Below are 17,007 nucleotides of genomic sequence, written 5' to 3'. Positions count from 1 at the left end.
GAGACCGCTCATGCCTGACGCGATAGTGGCCGAGGGTCTGGTCAAGACCTACGGCGAAGTGACCGCCCTCGACGGGATGGACCTGACCGTTCCCGAGGGCACGGTGTTCGGGCTGCTCGGCCCGAACGGCGCCGGCAAGACCACCACGGTGCGGATCTTGACCACGTTACTGCAACCGGATGCCGGCCGGGCCACGGTCGCCGGGTTCGACGTCGTACGCGACGCCCCCCGGCTGCGCGCCCACATCGGCGCCTCCGGCCAGTACGCCGCCGTGGACGACCACCTGACCGGCGCCGAGAACCTGGAGATGGTCGGCCGCCTCTACCACCTGGGCGTCAAGCGCAGCCGGCAGCGTGCCCGCGAGCTGCTGGAGCGCTTCGACCTGACGGAGGCGGGCGACCGCCCGGTGCAGGGCTACTCCGGCGGCATGCGCCGCCGGCTCGACCTGGCCGGCGCGCTGGTCGCCGACCCGCCGGTGCTGTTCCTCGACGAGCCCACGACCGGCCTGGACCCGCGGGCCCGGGCGAGCCTGTGGGAGGTCATCGGCGAGCTGGTGGGCGGCGGCACCACGGTGCTGCTCACCACCCAGTACATGGAGGAGGCCGACCGGCTGGCCGACCGCATCGCGGTGGTCGACAACGGGCGGGTGATCGCGCTCGGCACCGCCGACGAGCTCAAGAACCAGGTCGGCGGCGACCGCATCGAGCTGACGGTGACGAACGCGGCGGACCTCGTGACCGTCACGCGGACGCTGGCACCGCTGGCCGTCGGGCAGCTGCAGACCGATGCCACCGCTCTGCGGGTGACGATCCCCGTAGCCGGGGGCGCGGCCTCGCTCACCCGGGCGCTCGGCCACCTGGCCGCCGAGCGGATCACCGTACGCGACGCCGGGCTGCGCCGGCCGACCCTGGACGACGTGTTCCTGACCCTCACGGGGCACCAGGCCGACGAGAAGACCGAGGAGAGCGTCCGATGAACGCCCTGCAACTGGCCGTCGCCGACGGCATGACGATCGCCAAGCGCAACGCCCTGAAGATCCGGCGGGCCCCCGACCTGCTGGGCGGCGTGGTCATGCTGCCGATCGTGTTCGTGCTGCTGTTCACCTACATCTTCGGCAGCATGATCAGCGTGCCCGGCATGTCGTACGGCGAATACCTGCTTCCCGGGATCTTCGTCATGACGATCGTCCAGAGCGCGCAGATCACCGGCTACACCCTGACGCAGGACCTGCAGAAGGGCATCTTCGACCGGTTCCGCACCCTGCCGATGTCCCCCTCCGCGGTGCTGACCGGTCAGACCGTCAGCGACGTGATCATGAACCTGATCAGCATCGTCACGATGGCGCTCGTCGGGCTGCTGGTCGGGTGGCGCATCCACTCCTCGCCGCTCGAGGCCGCGCTCGGGTTCCTGATGCTGCTGCTGTTCGCCTACGCCTTCTCCTGGGTGACGGCGACGGTCGCGCTGGCCCTGCGCACCCCCGAGGTGTTCAACAACATCGCCACCCTCCTGTCGTTGCCGCTGATCTTCCTGTCCAACGCCTTCGTCGACAGCGCGCGCCTGCCCGGGCCGCTGAAGCCGATCGCGGAATGGAACCCGGTCTCCACGCTCGTCCAGGCCGCGCGCGAGCTGTTCGGCAACACCAGCCCGGGCCTCCCCGGGCCCAGCGCCTGGCCGCTGCAGCACGCGGTGCCGGTGTCGCTGCTGTGGTCGGTCGTGCTCCTGGCCGTGTTCGTGCCGCTGGCCACGCGGCTGTACAAGAAGGCCGCCAGCAAATGAGCTTCCTGCCCGACCGGGATCGGGACCGGGCGGTGGAGCTGGTCCAGCAGGCGTACGCGGACGGCCGGCTCGGTCATGCCGAGCTGGAGCTGCGAATCGAACGGGCGCTCACCGCCGCCTCCGCCCACGAACTGGAGCCGATCGTGGCCGACCTGCCGGACGACGTGGTCCGGCTGGGGTCCACCGGCGGGCGCATCACCCGGGAGGGCGACTGGCTCGTCCCGCGCAGCCTGCGCGTGGAGTCGGAGTACGGCAGGGTGCGGCTCGACCTGTCGCAGGCCGCCATCCGGCACTCGCGGATCGACATCGAGCTCTGGCTCACGTACGGCGGCGCCACGATCATCCTGCCCGCCGGCGCGAGCGCCGACACCGACGGGCTGCGCACCGAATGGGGCAGGGTGATCAGCAGGGCGGGGGGCCGCCGACCGGCGGGCGGGCCGCACGTGCGGATCAGCGGCGAGCTCACCTACGGCCGTCTGACCGTCCGCACCTCGGCAAGGCCCGTCCACCGCCAATAGAGTAATGTTCGGTAATTGTGGGACCTGACAACGGGAAGCCGGTCGAGTACCGGCAGGGACGATTCCGTACGCCGCCCGGCGCCACCGAGGTGCTCCTGGTCCGGCACGGCGAGTCGGAGCCCGCTCGCCCCGACCGGCCGTTCCCCCTGGTCGACGGCCAGGGCGACCCGGGGCTCGCGCCCGAGGGCCGCGAGCAGGCGGAGCGGGTGGGCCTGCGGCTGGCCGCCGAGCCCATCGACGCGATCTACGTGAGCTCGCTGCGGCGCACGTCCCAGACCGCAGCGCCGCTGGCCGCCCGGCTCGGCCTGACGCCGATGGTCGAGCCCGACCTGCGGGAGGTGCACCTCGGCGAGTGGGAAGGCGGCATGTTCCGGCGCATGGTCGAGGAGGGCCATCCGATCGCGAAGCGGCTGTCGGACGAGGAACGCTGGGACGTGATCCCGGGTGCCGAGCCCGCCGCCGCCTTCTCCGAGCGGGTGCGCAAGGTGCTCGACAAGCTGGCCGCTGCCCATCCTGACCAGCGGATCGTCGCCGTCACCCACGGCGGTGTGATCGCCGAGGCGCTGGCGGCGGCCACGGGGTCGCGGCCGTTCGCGTTCCTCGGCCCCGACAACGCGTCGGTGTCACACCTGGTGCTGACCGAGGCCCGATGGATCCTGCGCTGCTTCAACGACACCGCGCACCTCGGCCCCGCCTTCCCGACCACGGCCGCCCCGCCCACCTGACGACTCGATCAGGAGGCGGTGCGACTCCAGCAGGCCCTCCGGAAGGTCGTCCGGGGCGCACCACCGGGCCTCCAGGATCTCCATCGGGTTGAGCCGCATCGTGCCGCCCCCGGCGTACGCGGCCGCGTACGCGACCTCGACCCTGAGCCGGAACCCGCTCCTGAGCTGCACCAGCTCCCCCACGCTCACCTCCAGCCCGGTCTCCTCCCGCACCTCGCGGACCACCGTCTGCTCGAACGTCTCCCCGCGCTTCGCGCCGCCCGTCGGCAGCCCCCACTGCCGGCGCTCGTCCCAGAACCGGTGCCGCAGCAGCAGCACGTTGCCGTCCCGGTCGCGGACGACACCGGTCACCCCGACCATGAACTTGGCCTGGGACAGGTAGAGCAGCCGCCACTGCGTCGACCCGCGGATGCCGAGCCAGAGCCGGGCGATCAGCCTCTTCACCGGTGTCCTCCATGATCGGGTGTCCTTGCAGCGTACCGAGGGGCCCGCCTCTCCTCAGCCGCGCAGCCGATCGACCGCCTCGGCGAGCCGTTCCAGCTCCGCGTCGGTGTTGTAGTAGTGCACCGAGGCGCGGACCAGGGCGGGCAGGCCGCGGGCGGCGAGATCATACCGGGCGTATTCCGGCAACGAGACCGAGGTGTTGATGTCCGCCTTCGCCAGCCGGTCGTGCACCTCGGCCGCGGGCACGCCGTCCACGGTGAAGGTGACGATGCCGCACTGCCGGGTGCCCTGGTCGTGCACCCGTACGCCGGGCACCTGTGACAGCAGCTCCCTGAGCCGCCGCCCGAGCAGGCCGACGCGCTCTTCAATGGCGGCGATCCCCCAGGTCAGCGCGTAGTCCACGGCGGCGCCCAGGCCGAGCGCCGCGGCCACGTTGTGCTCCCAGGTCTCGAATTTCCGCGCGGACTCCCGCACCCGGTAGCGGTCGGGATGGGTCCAGGTGGCCGAGTGCAGGTCGAGGACCACGGGCTGGAGCCGCTCGCGGAGCTCGGGCCGGACGTAGAGGAAGCCGGTGCCACGCGGGCCGCGCAGGTATTTGCGGCCGGGCGCGCTGAGGGCGTCGCAGCGCAGCCGTTCGACGTCGAGGTCGAGCTGGCCGGCCGACTGGCAGGCGTCCAGGAGGAACGGGACGCCCGCCTCCCGGGCGATCTCGCCCACCTCCTCGGCGGGGTTGACCAGGCCGCCCTGGGTGGGGACGTGGGTGATGGCGATCAGCCGGACCCGCTCGTCCAGGCGCCGCCGCAGGTCCGCCACGTCCAGCTGCCCGTCGGCGTCGTCGTCGACCACGTCGATCCGCACTCCGGTGCGCTCGGCGGTCTGCAGGAAGGCGATGACGTTGCTCGCGTACTCGGCCCGGCAGGTCAGGATGCGGTCGCCGGGGCGGAACGGCAGGGCGTAGAACACCGCCTGCCACGCCCTGGTGGCGCTGTCGGCCAGGGCGATGTCCTCGCTCCCGGCGTTCAGCAGGGTGGCGATGGACTCGCGGACCGCGGACAGTCGCGGCGCGGCGTCGGCCGCCGCCCGGTAGCCACCGCGAAGCGCCTCCGCGCGCAGGTGGGCGACCATCGTGTCCGTCACGATCTCGGGAGGCAGGGCGGTCCCCGCGTTGTCCAGGTGGGTGACCCGGGTGCACCCGGGCGTCTCCGTCCGGGCGCGAGCCACATCGAACAAGGTCTGTATACAATTCATAGAAATTGAATACAGAATCTGCGGCTGAAACGCAATATGATGCCGGGGTGGACAGCAACTCCGCTCCCCTCCGGCGAGAGATCGCCGACCAGGTCACCGCCCGCATCCTGGACGGCAGGCTGGCGGCCGCGGGCCGGGTGAACGAGGTGCGCCTCGCCACCGAGCTGGGGGTGAGCCGGACCCCGCTGCGGGAGGCGCTGGTCGAGCTGACCGACCGTGGCCTCCTGGTCGCCGAGCCACGGCGCGGTTTTCACGTACCGCCGCTGGACCTCGACGAGGCGCGCAAGCTCTACCCGCTGGTGGGCGAGCTCGAAGCGCTCGCGCTCCGCTGGAGCACCCCACAGGATCTCCTCGGGCTGCTCGACCGGCTCGACCGGCTCAACGACGACATGCGCGCCGCCGTGGAGAGCGGGGGCGACCTGACCACGCTCGACGACCGGTGGCACGACCTGCTGCTGTCGGCCTGCGCGAACCCGCACCTGATGCGGCTCATCGGCCAGACCAAGCCCCTGCTGAAGCGCTACGACGCGATGTACTTCGGCGGCGCCGAACGGGCCCGGCTCAGCGTCGACGAGCATCGGCGCATCATCGCCGCGATCCGCGACGGGGACCTCAACGAGGCGGCGCGGTGGCTCACGCAGAACTGGGTCAACGGCGCGGCCTACCTCGGCCACGACCCGGGAGCCCGGGACGGCCGGCCCCAGCGGGTGCCGCCGGCCCCCTGACGGCGGCGGCGGCTCCGCCCGTGGTGGATGCCGGCGGTGGATACAGGCCGGGCATGGACGAGCCACCCATCGACCGCGTGGGCGGGCTGCTGCACTTCACCGAGGGCACGCTGGCCTACGCCGATCACTACCTGCACGAGCAGAGCCATCCGGTGCACGCGCACAGCCTCGTCGAGGTGGCCGTGGTGACCGGCGGGGAAGGGGTGCACGTCTCGCTGGCCGGCCGTCAGCCGCTGGCCGTCGGCGATGTCGTCCTGCTGCGGCCCGGCGTCTGGCACGGTTACGAGGGCTGGCGTCGGCTCGACGTGTTCAGCTGCTGCTTCTCCAGCGATCTGCTGCAGCGCGAGCTGGCGTGGGCCCGTGCGGATCCGCTGCTCAACCACCTGCTGTGGACCGGCCCCTATTCGGGGCAGCGTCGCGGCATGTCCGGCTGGACGCGACCGCCCTCACCGAGTGCGTCGAGCCGCTCGACGCGCTGGACCGGCTGCGGTTCCGGCCCCTGAACCTCTACCGGAGCGAGATCATCGCCCGGCTCATCCAGTTCCTCGGCGACCTGGCCCGGTTCTGCGCCTGCACCGGCTCGGCGTCGTTCGCGCCGACGCCCTTGCTGTACGCGCCGGCCATGAGACCGGACAGGACCGGGTACTCCCCGGGCGGCAGCTCGCGCGGCGTGGCGGTGGTGAACGTGGTGCGCGCCGGGTCGTTGGCCGAGTGCTCGTCGAGCCGGCGCAGCTCCTGGTCGAGGGTGGAGGCGGCGAGCAGCGCGCGGGCCCGCCGCTCCGGAGACCTGGACCTGTCCATCCACGGCACGCCGGCGCAGTCGTCGCGGACGCTCGCCGCTCCGGTGCCCGTGGCGATCGGCTGCACTCCCGGGGCCAGGACTGTCAGGGCGGCGACGACCAGGGCGACACGGCGGCCAGGGGCTGAGCGCGGTAATTTCACGGTGGCGCCTTCCGGCTGTGAGGGGTTTCCGCCAAGCCGAATCCTGCGTCCCGGCCGGGCACGCAGCCAGGCCGGAGTGCGCCAGAGCCAGCACGAAATGCACCTTTCGCCGCCCGCCGCCTCGGGCGGGTGGCTACCGGGTCGCGGGCGGCGCCGTGGAGCGGCGGGGCACGAGGGTCGGGGTGACGGAGAAGCGCACCGCGGACGTGCGTCCGCCGATGCGTTCGAGCAGCAGCCGGCCGGCGGTCTTGCCCATGATGGCGCCGTCCTGGTCGACGCTGGTCAGCGCGACGTGCGCGAGGCCGGTCATCCGGGCGTTGTCGTAGCCGGCCACGGAGATGTCCCCGGGCACGGCCAGGCCCGCCTCGTGCACGGCCGCCAGGGCGCCGAACGCGGCCTGGTCGGCGCCGGCGAAGATGGCGGTGGGGCGCGGGTCACGCGCCAGCAGCTCGCGCGCTCCCTCGTAGCCGCCCTCCTCGGTGTAGGAGGTGGCGGCGACGGCGATGTGGCCGGCCAGGCCGTGCTCGGTCATCACCCGTTCGTAGGTCGCGGCCCGGATGGTCTGCAGCAGGGCGGCGGAGCGGCCGCCGATGGTGTCCTTCTGCGTGATGTGCGCGATGCGGCGGTGCCCGAGCGCGATCAGGTGCTCGACGACCAGCTCGGCTCCGACCTCGTCGTCGTCGAGCACGCAGTCGTACAGCGCCGAGCGGTCGTGGCGGCCGAGCACCACGGTGGGGGTGTCGGTGGCCATCTTCTCCAGCTGCGCCTTGGGGCAGGCGGGGGCGACCCAGAGGACGCCGTCCACCTGCCGGTCCACCAGGGCGTCGCTCGCGCGGCGCTCCGCCGCGGGGTCGCGGCCGCCGCTCTGGACCATGATCGCCTGGTAGCCGCTCGCCGAGATCTCCTCGGTCAGGCCGTCGAGGATGTCGGCGAAGAACGGGTTGCGGATGTGCGGCAGCAGCACACCGATGGTGAAGGTGCGCCCGCGCATGGCCCGGGCCGCGTTGTGCGGGCGGTAGCCGAGCTCGTCGATGGCGGCCTGCACCTTGGCCCGCATCGCCTCGCTGACGCCGTAGGCGTTGCGCAGCACCTTCGACACCGCGGTGGTGGAGACCTGGGCGTGCTGGGCCACATCGGTGATCGTCACTCTGCGCTGCCGGTCTCGTGTGACCATGTGCCGCCTTTCCTGGACTCGACGCCGCCCGATTGTACGAGCCCCGCCGCATCGTACGCGATGGGTAACGTTACCCAGCAGAACCTGCATCCTTGTCCAGATGACCCTCCTGACGGGAATCACGATTGGGGACCGTTCCCCAATCGTCCTCTTGACGCTCTGCCGTGTAACGCCTACGTTAACTCGCATCGGGGGACGCTTAAAACGTTTCAACGAACCCGGAGGGGCGTTGTGAAGACCTCGCACCGCATGACCGGAGCGGCCCTGGCCGTTCTCGCGATGGCGGCCCTGACCTCGTGCGGCTCGGACTCTGGCGCCGGCTCGGAGCCCGCCGCCGACGGCTCGGCCACCCTGAAGTTCCTCGTCGACAACAGCCCCGGGACGACCGGCACGGCCAAAGCGCTCGCGGACGCCTTCATGCAGGCCAATCCCAAGATCAAAATCGAGACCGAGACCCGGCCGGGAGGCAGCGAGGGCGACAACATCGTCAAGACCCGGCTCTCGACGGGCGACATGTCGGATGTGTTCTGGTACAACTCCGGCTCGCTGCTCCAGGCGCTCAACCCGGCGCAGACCATGGTCGACCTGACCGGCGACCCGGTGCTGGCCAACGTGCAGAAGGACTTCCTGCCGGTGGTGAGCCAGGACGGCAAGGTGTACGGCGTCCCGGCGGGCACCCTGACCGGCGGCGGCATCCTCTACAACCGCAAGATCTACGAGCAGCTCAAGCTGGAGGTGCCGAAGACCTGGGCCGAGTTCATGGCCAACAACGACAAGATCAAGGCGGCCGGGATCACTCCCGTGATCACGACGTTCAAGGACACCTGGACCTCGCAGCTGTTCGTGCTGGGCGACTACTACAACGTCCAGGCGGCGGTGCCGAGCTTCGCGCAGGACTACACGGCCAACAAGGTCAAGTTCGCGTCCACGCCCGCGGCGAAGGCCGGGTTCGACCACCTGGCCGAGGTGCACGCCAAGGGCTACCTCAACGAGGGCTTCGGCTCGGCCACCAATGACCAGGGCGTCAAGATGCTGGCCGAGGGCAAGGGCGCGCACTACGCGATGCTCAGCTCCGCGCTGCCGCCGGTGATCGCCACGCTGCCGCAGGCGGCCACCGACGTTGGCTTCTTCGGCATCCCGGGCACCGACGCGGCCAAGAACGGCGCCACGGTCTGGGAGCCGCCGGGCATCTACATCGCCAAGACCACCCAGAACCTGGAGGCGGCCAAGAAGTTCCTCGCCTTCGTCGCCTCGCCCGCCTCGGCCGAGGCGGTCAACAAGGTCGTGCCGCCGACGGGGCCGTACCGGATCCAGGGGGCCAAGCTGCCCGAGGACGCCATCCAGGCCGCCAAGGACCTGCAGGCCTACGTCGACAGCGGCACCACCGCCCCCGCGCTGGAGTTCGTCTCCCCGGTCAAGGGCCCGTCCCTTGAGCAGATCACCGTCGCCGTCGGCTCGGGGCTGACGCCGCCCGCCGAGGGGGCCGCCCAGTACGACAAGGACGTGGAGAAGCAGGCCAAGCAGCTGGGGCTCGCAGGGTGGTGACGAAGCAGGACACCGGGCCCCGCACGGGGCCCGGCCCGGCTGCCGCGCCGGGTCACGCCCGCGCCTCCCGCCGCCGGCGCAACGCGGCCTACCCCTACTGGCTGTACCTGCCGGCCGCCGTCGTCTACCTGGTCATCTTCCTGGTGCCGACGGCCATGGCCTTCTACTTCGCGCTCACCCGCTGGACGTTGTTCGACAGCGAGTTCGTCGGCCTGGACAACTTCCGCGACTTCCTGGCCGAGCAGAACCTGCGCATCGGCTTCGTCAACACGCTCGTCTACGCGGTCGTCACCAGCGGCCTGAAGGTCGTGCTGGGGCTGCTGTTCGGCGTGCTGCTCACCTCCCGGCTGCGGCTGCGCGGTTTCCTGCGCTCGGTGGTGTTCTTCCCGGTGCTGGTCTCCACGGTCGCGGTCGGCATCACCTTCAGCATGCTGCTCAAGCCGGACACCGGCCTGGTCAACCAGGCCCTCGGGCTGGTCGGCATCGACGGGCGCGACTGGCTGGGCGACGCTACGACCGCGCTGCTGTCGGTGGCGCTGGTGGACGTGTGGAAGGGCGTGGGCCTGGCCACCGTCATCTACATCGCCGGCATCATGTCGATCCCGTCGGAGTACTACCAGGCCGTCGCCGTGGACGGGGGCAGCGCCTGGCACCGCTTCCGGCACGTGACGCTGCCGCTGTCGTGGCCGGCCACGTACTCGGTGATCATCCTGTCCTTCATCGGCGGGCTGCGCTCGTTCGACCTCATCTGGACGATGACCCGCGGCGGACCGGGCTTCACCAGCGACACCATCGCCTCGATCATCTACAAGCAGTACCAGGCCGGCTTCTTCGGCCTGTCCACCGCCGGGAACGTGCTGCTGTTCCTCATCGTCACGGCCATCGCCGTGCCGCTCAACTACTTCCTCGGCAGGAGGCAGGTCACCGCATGAGAGCACTCCGCAGGCTCAGCGCGGAAGCGGTCGCCCTGGTCCTGGCCACCGTGATCTTCCTGGTCCCGTTCGCGCTCATGCTGCTGACCGCCGTCAAGGACCAGACCCAGGCCACCGACCTCGACTTCGCCTGGCCCACGAACTGGCCGATCGTCGAGAACTTCCTGGCCGTGATCGAGGCCCGCGACTACGTGCTGCTGCGCGCGTACGTCAACAGCACCATCATCACCGTCGCCTCCGTGGCGCTGATCGTCGTCTTCGCCGCCATGGCCGCGTTCGTGCTGCAGCGCCGTCCCGGCAAGGTCGCCAAGCTGGCCGACTTCCTGGTGCTGTCCGGGCTGATCATCCCGCCCGCGGTGGTGCCGACCATCTGGCTGCTGCAGGCGCTCGGGCTGTTCAAGACGCTGCCGGGGCTGATCCTGGCCGAGGTGGCCTTCAACCTGTCGTTCGCGATGTTGCTGTTCCGGGCGTTCATCGCCGCCATCCCCCGCGAATTGGACGAGGCCGCCCAGATCGACGGCTGCGGCGGGCTGCGGCTGTTCTTCCGGGTGATCTTCCCGCTGCTGCGGCCGGTGACCATCACGGTCATCCTCACCAGCTCGGTGCAGATCTTCAACGACTTCGTCAACCCGCTCTACCTGCTGCCCGGCGACGAGAACGCCACCGTGCAGGTCACCCTCTACAACTTCCAGAGCCAGTACAACACCCAGTGGAACCTGCTGTTCATGGACATCGTCCTGATCACGATCCCGCCCCTGGTGCTGTTCATCTTCTTCAACCGCAAGATCGTCGCCGGGATGACCGCCGGCGCCATCAAGGGCTAAGGAGCGCCTTGCTTAACGTCAGCACGCCCACCTTCGAACACCATCGCGAGCCCCTCGGCATCGGCGAACCCGCACCCCGCCTGTCCTGGACCGTCACCGCCGACACCCCCGGCTGGCGGCAGCAGGCGTACGAGATCGAGCTCGGCGACGGCACCACCACCGGCCGCGTCGACTCGGCGGAGTCGGTGCTCGTGCCCTGGCCGGGCGCGCCGCTCGGGTCGCGCGAGCGGCGCGGCGCGCGGGTGCGCGTGCACGGCGCCGACGGCTCGGTCAGCGACTGGAGCCCCTGGTCCTACGTGGAGGCCGGCCTGCTGGACCCGGCCGACTGGCAGGCGGCCGCCACCGCGCCGCCGCTGGAGCTGCTCGGCGTGCCCGACGGCCCGGCGTTGCTGCTGCGCCGCGACTTCAGCGCCCGCGCCGCCGTCGAACGGGCCCGCCTGTACGTCACCGCGCACGGGCTGTACGAGATCGAGCTCAACGGCCGGGTGGTCGGCGACGACGTGCTCGCCCCCGGCTGGAGCAGCTACGCCCACCGCCTGCGCTACCGCACCCACGACGTCACCGAGTTGCTGCGCGAGGGCGGCAACACCCTCGGCGCCACCCTGGCCGACGGCTGGTACCGCGGCCGCATCGGCTTCCTCGGCGGCAAGACCGACCTCTACGGCGACCGCACCGCGCTCATCGCCCAGCTGGAGATCACCTACGCCGACGGCGGCACCGACGTCGTGACCACCGACGGCGACGGGTGGCGCTGCGCGTCCGGCCCGGTCACCGCCACCAGCCTGTACGACGGCGAGAAGCACGACGCCCGCCTGCTTCCGTCCGGCTGGTCCGAGCCCGGCTTCGACGACTCCTCCTGGCTGCCCGCCGACGCGCTCCCCCACGACGCCGCCCGGCTCGTCGCGCCCACCGGCCCGCCGGTGCGCCGCACCGGGACGCTGAGCCCGGTCGAGGTCCTGACCGGCCCGGACGGGGAGACGATCCTCGACTTCGGCCAGAACATCGCCGGCCGCCTGCGCATCCGCGTCCAGGGCCCCGCCGGGCACACCATCACGCTGCGGCACGCCGAGGTCCTGGAGAACGGCGCGCTCGCCGTCCGGCCCCTGCGTCAGGCGGCCGCGCTCGACACGTACACCCTGCGCGGCGACGCAGAGCACGAGACCTTCGAGCCGCGCTTCACCACCCACGGCTTCCGCTACGCCCAGATCGACGACTGGCCCGGCGAGCTGGACCCGGCCTCCGACGTCGTGGCCGTGGTCTGCCACACCGACATGCGGCCCATCGGCGACTTCGAGTGCTCCGACCCGCTGCTCAACCGGCTGCACGACAACGTCCGCTGGAGCATGCGCGGCAACTACGTCGACCTGCCCACCGACTGCCCCCAGCGCGACGAACGCCTCGGCTGGACCGGCGACATCCAGGTCTTCGCCCCGGCCGCCGCCTTCCTCTACGACTGCGCGGGACCGCTGACCTCCTGGCTCGCCGACCTGGCCGCCGAACAGGCCGAGGTGGGCACCGTGCCGCACTACGTGCCGTGGGTGCCGCTGGCCTTCGACGTCTCGCCCACCGCCGCCTGGGGCGACGCCGCCGTACTCGTCCCCTGGGTGCTCTACCAGCGCACCGGCGACCTCGGCCTGCTCCGCACCCAGTACGCCAGCATGACCGCCTGGGTGGACCAGGTCACCTCCCTCACCGGCGACGACCACCTGTGGGACGAGGGCTTCCAGTTCGGCGACTGGCTCGACCCCGCCGCGCCCCCGGACAACCCCGGCAAGGCGCGTACCGACCACGCCCTCGTCGCCACCGCCTACCACGCCTGGACCGCCCGCGTCGTGGCCGACACGGCGGCGCTGCTCGGCCGCTCCGGCGACGCCACCCGCTACGCCGAACTGGCCTCCGAGGTGCGGGCGGCCTTCCGCCGCGAGTTCGTCACCCCGTCCGGCCGGCTGGCCTGCGACACCCAGACCGCCTACGCCCTCGCCCTCTGCCTGGACCTGCTCGACGGCCCCGGCCAGCGGGAACGAGCCGGACGCCGCCTGGTCGAACTGGTCGCCGCCGACGACCACCGCATCGGCACCGGCTTCGTCGGCACCCCGCTCATCTGCGACGCCCTCTGCTCCGTCGGCGCCTACGACACCGCCTACCAGCTCCTGACCCAACGCAACTGCCCCTCCTGGCTGTACCCGGTGACCATGGGCGCCACCACCATCTGGGAACGCTGGGACAGCATGCTCCCCGACGGCTCGGTCAACCCCGGCGAGATGACCTCCTTCAACCACTACGCCCTCGGCGCCGTAGCCGACTTCCTGCACCGCACCGTCGCCGGCCTCGCCCCGGACGAGCCCGGCTACCGCCGCCTGCGCATCGCCCCCCGCCCCGGCGGCGGCCTCACCCATGCCTCGGCCCGCCTCGACACCCCCTACGGACCGGCGGCGGTCTCCTGGAACACGGACGGCACGACACTCACCGTCACCGCCACCGTGCCGCCGGGCACCTCGGCGCTGGTGGACCTGCCGCAAGCCGAGCCGCAGGAGGTGGGCGCGGGAACCCACGAGTTCACCACCCGCCTGTAAGAAGAAGCGATCCCGTCCGGCCGCCCCCGGGCCGGACGGGGATCTCGCGGACAAGGACATCCGATCAATTCCCCGTTCTGACGTCCTCGTGAAAGGGATTACGACGGGCATCCAGGTCTCCGAAGACCTCGGATGCCCCTCTTGTTACGTCCGGGTTTCGGTGCTATCTCCTTGGATCAACACTCCTGTGATCGGAGAAATCGTGCCCCACCCCCCACGGCGGCGATTCGGCCCCGGCCTAGTCGCCGCGCTCATGCTCGCCACCGGGCTGTCCGCCCCCGCGTCCGCGGCTCCCGTCGCCGCGGAGACACCCGATGACTTGACGCTCTGGTACGACAAGCCCGCCACCGACTGGGAGACGCAGGCGCTGCCCATCGGCAACGGCCCCCTGGGCGCGATGGTGTTCGGTGGCGTGGCGTCGGAGCGGCTCCAGTTCAACGAGAAGACCTTGTGGACCGGTGGACCGGGGTCGCCGGGCTACGACTTCGGCAACTGGAGGACGCCGCGCCCGGGGGCCATCGAGGAGGTGCGGCAGCAGATCGACCGCGACGGCAGGATGACGCCGGAGGCGGTGGCGGCCAAGCTGGGGCAGCCCAAGACCGGTTTCGGCGCGTACCAGACGTTCGGCGACCTGTTCCTGGACTTCCCGGACTTCCTGGACTTCCCGGACGCGCCCCAGAGCCCCACCGGCTACCGGCGCGAGCTGAGCCTGCGCGAGGCCGTCGCCCGGGTCGGCTACACCGCCGGCGGCGTCCGCCACACGCGCGAGTTCTTCGCGAGCAACCCCGGCAACGTGATCGTCGGCCGGCTCTCCGCCGACCAGGGCGGGAAGGTGTCGTTCACGCTGCGGCACACCTCGCCGCGCAACGACAAGACGGTCACCGCCTCCGGCGGGCGGCTCACCATCCGCGGGCAGCTCGGCGACAACAAGATGCGCTTCGAGGCGCAGGTGCAGGTGATCGCCCAGGGCGGCACCAGGACCGACGACGGCGACAAGATCACCGTCACCGGCGCCGACAGCGCCGTGCTCGTGCTGTCGGCCGGCACCGACTACGCCGGCACCTACCCCGCCTACCGGGGCGAGGACCCGCACGCCAAGGTCACCGCCGCCGTCGACGCGGCCGCCGCGAAGGGCTACGACGAGCTGCGGCGGGCGCACGTCGCCGACTACCGCGAGCTGTTCGACCGGGTGAAGCTGGACCTCGGTCAGCAGGCGCCGCAGGTCCCCACCGACCAGCTGCGCAGGAACTACGCCGGCGGCGCCGCGGCCGGCGACCGGGCGCTGGAGGCCCTGTTCTTCGCCTACGGCCGCTACCTGCTCATCTCCTCCTCCCGCGAGAACGACGTGCTCCCGGCCAACCTGCAGGGCGTGTGGAACCACTCCACCAGCCCGCCCTGGTCGGCCGACTACCACGTCAACATCAACCTGCAGATGAACTACTGGCTCGCCGAGCAGACCAACCTGCACGAGACGACCACCCCGTACGACCGCTACATCTCGGCGCTGGTGGCGCCCGGCCGCAAGACCGCCCAGGACATGTACGGCGCCCGCGGCTGGGTGGTCAACAACGAGACCAACCCGTTCGGCTTCACCGGCGTGCACGACTGGGCCACCTCCTTCTGGTTCCCCGAGGCCGCCGCCTGGACCACCCAGCACCTGTACGACACCTACCTTTTCACCGGCGACACCGCCTACCTGCGCGACACCGCGTACCCGGTGATCAAGGGCTCGGCCGAGTTCTGGCTGGACTTCCTGCACACCGATCCCCGCGACGGCAGGCTCGTCGTCTCCCCCAGCTACTCCCCCGAGCACGGCGACTTCTCCGCCGGCGCGTCGATGTCCCAGCAGATCGTCCGCGAGGTGTTCGGCAACGCCCTGGCCGCGGCCGGGAAGCTGAACGTGGACGCCGGCTTCCAGGCCGAGGTGCGCGCCGCCCTGGCCAGGCTCGACCCCGGCCTGCGGATCGGCTCCTGGGGCCAGCTCCAGGAGTGGAAGGGCGACTGGGACTCCCCGACCGACACCCACCGGCACGTCTCCCACCTGTACGCCCTGCACCCCGGCAACCAGATCGCCCCCGGCAGCCCGGAGGCGGAGGCGGCGAAGGTCTCGCTCACCGCGCGCGGCGACGGCGGCACCGGCTGGTCCAAGGCCTGGAAGATCAACTTCTGGGCGCGGCTGCTGGACGGCGACCACGCCCACAAGATGCTCGCCGAACAGCTCAAGTCCTCCACCCTGGACAACCTGTGGGACACCCACCCGCCGTTCCAGATCGACGGCAACTTCGGCGCCACCTCCGGCATCGCCGAGATGCTCGTGCAGAGCCGGCACGACGTGGTGCACGTGCTGCCCGCCCTGCCGTCCGCGTGGCGCGACGGATCGGTGACCGGGCTGCGCGCCCGCGGCGACGTCACCGTGGACGCCACCTGGAAGAACGGCGCCCCCGACACCGTCACCGTGCGCCCCGGCAGGACCGGCCCGATCAAGGTCAGGTCGTCGTTCCTCGCCGGCCGCTACCGGGTCCACGACGAGCAGGGACACGAGGTCGGGCCGCACCGCGACGGCGACACGCTGACCTGGAACGCCCGGGCCGGCAAGACGTACACCATCCAGAACGAGGCCGCCGTCGCCCTGAACGTGCCCGCCGGGGCCGTGCCGGGCACGCCGTTCCAGGCAGAGGTCGCGGTCACCGCCACCCGGCGCCGCTCGGTGCCCGCCTCCGACGTGACGCTCACCGTGCCCCGGGGCTGGACCGTCGAGCCGGCCACCCGCCACCTCGCGGCCGTGGCGCCCGGCCTGACCCGCACCGCCTCCTTCACCGTCACCCCGGGACCGTCCGACGGCACCCGCCGGGCAGCGCTCGCCGCGGCGGTGACCGGCGACTCCTGGAAGGGCGCGGCCGGCGCCGTGCTCACCCTGGACCCGTGCGCCCCGGCCACCCCGGGCTCGGTCCTGGTCGCCTGGGACCCGAAGGAGGGCGGCACGGTCACCGACACCTCCGGCAACGGACGCGACGCCACCGTCACCGGCGGCGCCCCCGCCTACGACACCACCGCTCCGACCGGCAGCGGCCTCGTCCTGGACGGCAACACCTACCTCGACACCGCCCCCACCACGCTCGGGTTCGTCCAGGAGGCCACCTTCGCCGCCGAGGTCAAGATCGGCGGTAGCGGCTACCGCCGGCTGTTCGACTCCCAGCCGTCCGGCGACCCCGGCACCGACGGCGTCCTCATCGACCTCAGCCCCGGCAACACGCTGCGCCTCATCGGCGCCGGCGCGAACGTGACCGTCAACACCACCCTGCCCACCGGCCGCTGGATCGACCTGGTCGTCACCCTCGACCGCACCGGCGCCATCACCGTCTACGTGGACGGCGAACGCAAGGCGACCGGCCAGGCCACCTCCGACGGCATCACCGGCTGCACCTCCCGCCCGCTGCGCTTCGGCGCCGACCAGGGCGGCGGCCAGCGCCTGACCGGCGCCGTGGACCGCGCCGCCATCCTCGCCCGCGCCCTCACCGCCGAGGAGGTGAAGAACTGGCGCGAGCTGTCCTTCTGACCCATGCCCGAGGTCGGGCGGGGAC

At 71.7% G+C, this 17,007-nt stretch carries 15 protein-coding genes; 11 read left to right on the top strand and 4 right to left on the bottom strand.

The genetic code is table 11. The annotated features are described in order from the left end of the window. The first annotated feature begins 10 nt into the window (after positions 1-10). Genes AB0J69_RS43730 through AB0J69_RS43715 form a run of 4 tightly spaced genes read left to right on the top strand, consistent with a single transcriptional unit; the run spans position 11 to position 3,019 of the window. Entirely contained in the window at positions 11-976 is a 966-nt protein-coding gene (locus AB0J69_RS43730) for an ATP-binding cassette domain-containing protein (protein WP_364130795.1), read from the top strand. Continuing rightward, a complete protein-coding gene (locus tag AB0J69_RS43725) occupies positions 973-1,776 on the top strand; it encodes an ABC transporter permease (RefSeq protein WP_364130792.1) in 804 nt (267 codons plus the stop codon). Before AB0J69_RS43730 ends, AB0J69_RS43725 begins: the two co-directional genes overlap by 4 nt. After that, positions 1,773-2,294, top strand: a complete 522-nt coding sequence (locus AB0J69_RS43720; RefSeq protein WP_364130789.1) for a DUF1707 domain-containing protein — start codon at positions 1,773-1,775, stop codon at positions 2,292-2,294. Before AB0J69_RS43725 ends, AB0J69_RS43720 begins: the two co-directional genes overlap by 4 nt. Positions 2,295-2,311: 17 nt before the next feature. Then, positions 2,312-3,019: a histidine phosphatase family protein gene (locus tag AB0J69_RS43715; RefSeq protein WP_364130786.1), complete on the top strand. Its 708-nt coding sequence runs from the start codon at positions 2,312-2,314 to the stop codon at positions 3,017-3,019. Here the strand turns inward: AB0J69_RS43715 and AB0J69_RS43710 are convergent. After that, positions 2,918-3,463, bottom strand: a complete 546-nt coding sequence (locus AB0J69_RS43710; RefSeq protein ID WP_364130783.1) for an NUDIX domain-containing protein — start codon at positions 3,461-3,463, stop codon at positions 2,918-2,920. The two genes, AB0J69_RS43715 and AB0J69_RS43710, sit on opposite strands and share 102 nt — an antisense overlap. Before the next feature lie 54 nt (positions 3,464-3,517). Then, entirely contained in the window at positions 3,518-4,684 is a 1,167-nt protein-coding gene (locus tag AB0J69_RS43705) for an aminotransferase class V-fold PLP-dependent enzyme (RefSeq protein WP_364130830.1), read from the bottom strand. Between the two features lie 74 nt (positions 4,685-4,758). Between AB0J69_RS43705 and AB0J69_RS43700 the strand changes: the two genes are divergently transcribed. Beyond that, positions 4,759-5,436 (top strand): GntR family transcriptional regulator, encoded by a 678-nt coding sequence (locus tag AB0J69_RS43700; protein ID WP_364130780.1) that lies wholly within the window; start codon positions 4,759-4,761, stop codon positions 5,434-5,436. Positions 5,437-5,489: 53 nt separating this feature from the next. Then, positions 5,490-5,939: an AraC family ligand binding domain-containing protein gene (locus AB0J69_RS43695; RefSeq protein ID WP_364130777.1), complete on the top strand. Its 450-nt coding sequence runs from the start codon at positions 5,490-5,492 to the stop codon at positions 5,937-5,939. 4 nt (positions 5,940-5,943) lie between these two features. Here AB0J69_RS43695 and AB0J69_RS43690 read toward each other — a convergent pair whose 3' ends face one another. Then, entirely contained in the window at positions 5,944-6,378 is a 435-nt protein-coding gene (locus AB0J69_RS43690; RefSeq protein WP_364130774.1) for a hypothetical protein, read from the bottom strand. A 133-nt stretch (positions 6,379-6,511) separates the two neighbouring features. Next, a complete protein-coding gene (locus AB0J69_RS43685; RefSeq protein WP_364130771.1) occupies positions 6,512-7,552 on the bottom strand; it encodes a LacI family DNA-binding transcriptional regulator in 1,041 nt (346 codons plus the stop codon). A 231-nt stretch (positions 7,553-7,783) separates the two neighbouring features. Between AB0J69_RS43685 and AB0J69_RS43680 the strand changes: the two genes are divergently transcribed. From AB0J69_RS43680 to AB0J69_RS43660, 5 genes are all read left to right on the top strand, one after another. Further along, positions 7,784-9,097: an extracellular solute-binding protein gene (locus tag AB0J69_RS43680; RefSeq protein ID WP_364130768.1), complete on the top strand. Its 1,314-nt coding sequence runs from the start codon at positions 7,784-7,786 to the stop codon at positions 9,095-9,097. Continuing rightward, positions 9,094-10,029, top strand: a complete 936-nt coding sequence (locus AB0J69_RS43675; RefSeq protein ID WP_364130765.1) for a sugar ABC transporter permease — start codon at positions 9,094-9,096, stop codon at positions 10,027-10,029. Before AB0J69_RS43680 ends, AB0J69_RS43675 begins: the two co-directional genes overlap by 4 nt. Next, positions 10,026-10,853, top strand: coding sequence for a carbohydrate ABC transporter permease (locus AB0J69_RS43670; RefSeq protein WP_364130762.1), 828 nt, complete (start codon positions 10,026-10,028; stop codon positions 10,851-10,853). The genes AB0J69_RS43675 and AB0J69_RS43670 overlap by 4 nt, the downstream gene beginning before the upstream one ends. Before the next feature lie 8 nt (positions 10,854-10,861). Continuing rightward, positions 10,862-13,426: a family 78 glycoside hydrolase catalytic domain gene (locus tag AB0J69_RS43665; RefSeq protein ID WP_364130759.1), complete on the top strand. Its 2,565-nt coding sequence runs from the start codon at positions 10,862-10,864 to the stop codon at positions 13,424-13,426. Between the two features lie 202 nt (positions 13,427-13,628). After that, entirely contained in the window at positions 13,629-16,982 is a 3,354-nt protein-coding gene (locus tag AB0J69_RS43660; RefSeq protein WP_364130756.1) for a glycoside hydrolase N-terminal domain-containing protein, read from the top strand. Positions 16,983-17,007 lie beyond the last annotated feature (25 nt).

It is taken from the genome of Nonomuraea sp. NPDC049709, assembly GCF_040674815.1.
GTDB lineage: Bacteria > Actinomycetota > Actinomycetes > Streptosporangiales > Streptosporangiaceae > Nonomuraea.
Note: the sequence above shows the minus strand (reverse complement) of the source record. Positions and strands in the feature narration are given on the sequence as shown.

Bases quoted from the DNA above. Each gene is read 5' to 3' on its own strand.
- AB0J69_RS43730 (WP_364130795.1), top strand. From the start codon at position 11: ATGCCTGACGCGATAGTGGCCGAGGGTCTGGTCAAGACCTACGGCGAA.
- AB0J69_RS43725 (WP_364130792.1), top strand. From the start codon at position 973: ATGAACGCCCTGCAACTGGCCGTCGCCGACGGCATGACGATCGCCAAG.
- AB0J69_RS43720 (WP_364130789.1), top strand. From the start codon at position 1,773: ATGAGCTTCCTGCCCGACCGGGATCGGGACCGGGCGGTGGAGCTGGTC.
- AB0J69_RS43695 (WP_364130777.1), top strand. From the start codon at position 5,490: ATGGACGAGCCACCCATCGACCGCGTGGGCGGGCTGCTGCACTTCACC.
- AB0J69_RS43685 (WP_364130771.1), bottom strand. From the start codon at position 7,552: ATGGTCACACGAGACCGGCAGCGCAGAGTGACGATCACCGATGTGGCC.
- AB0J69_RS43670 (WP_364130762.1), top strand. From the start codon at position 10,026: ATGAGAGCACTCCGCAGGCTCAGCGCGGAAGCGGTCGCCCTGGTCCTG.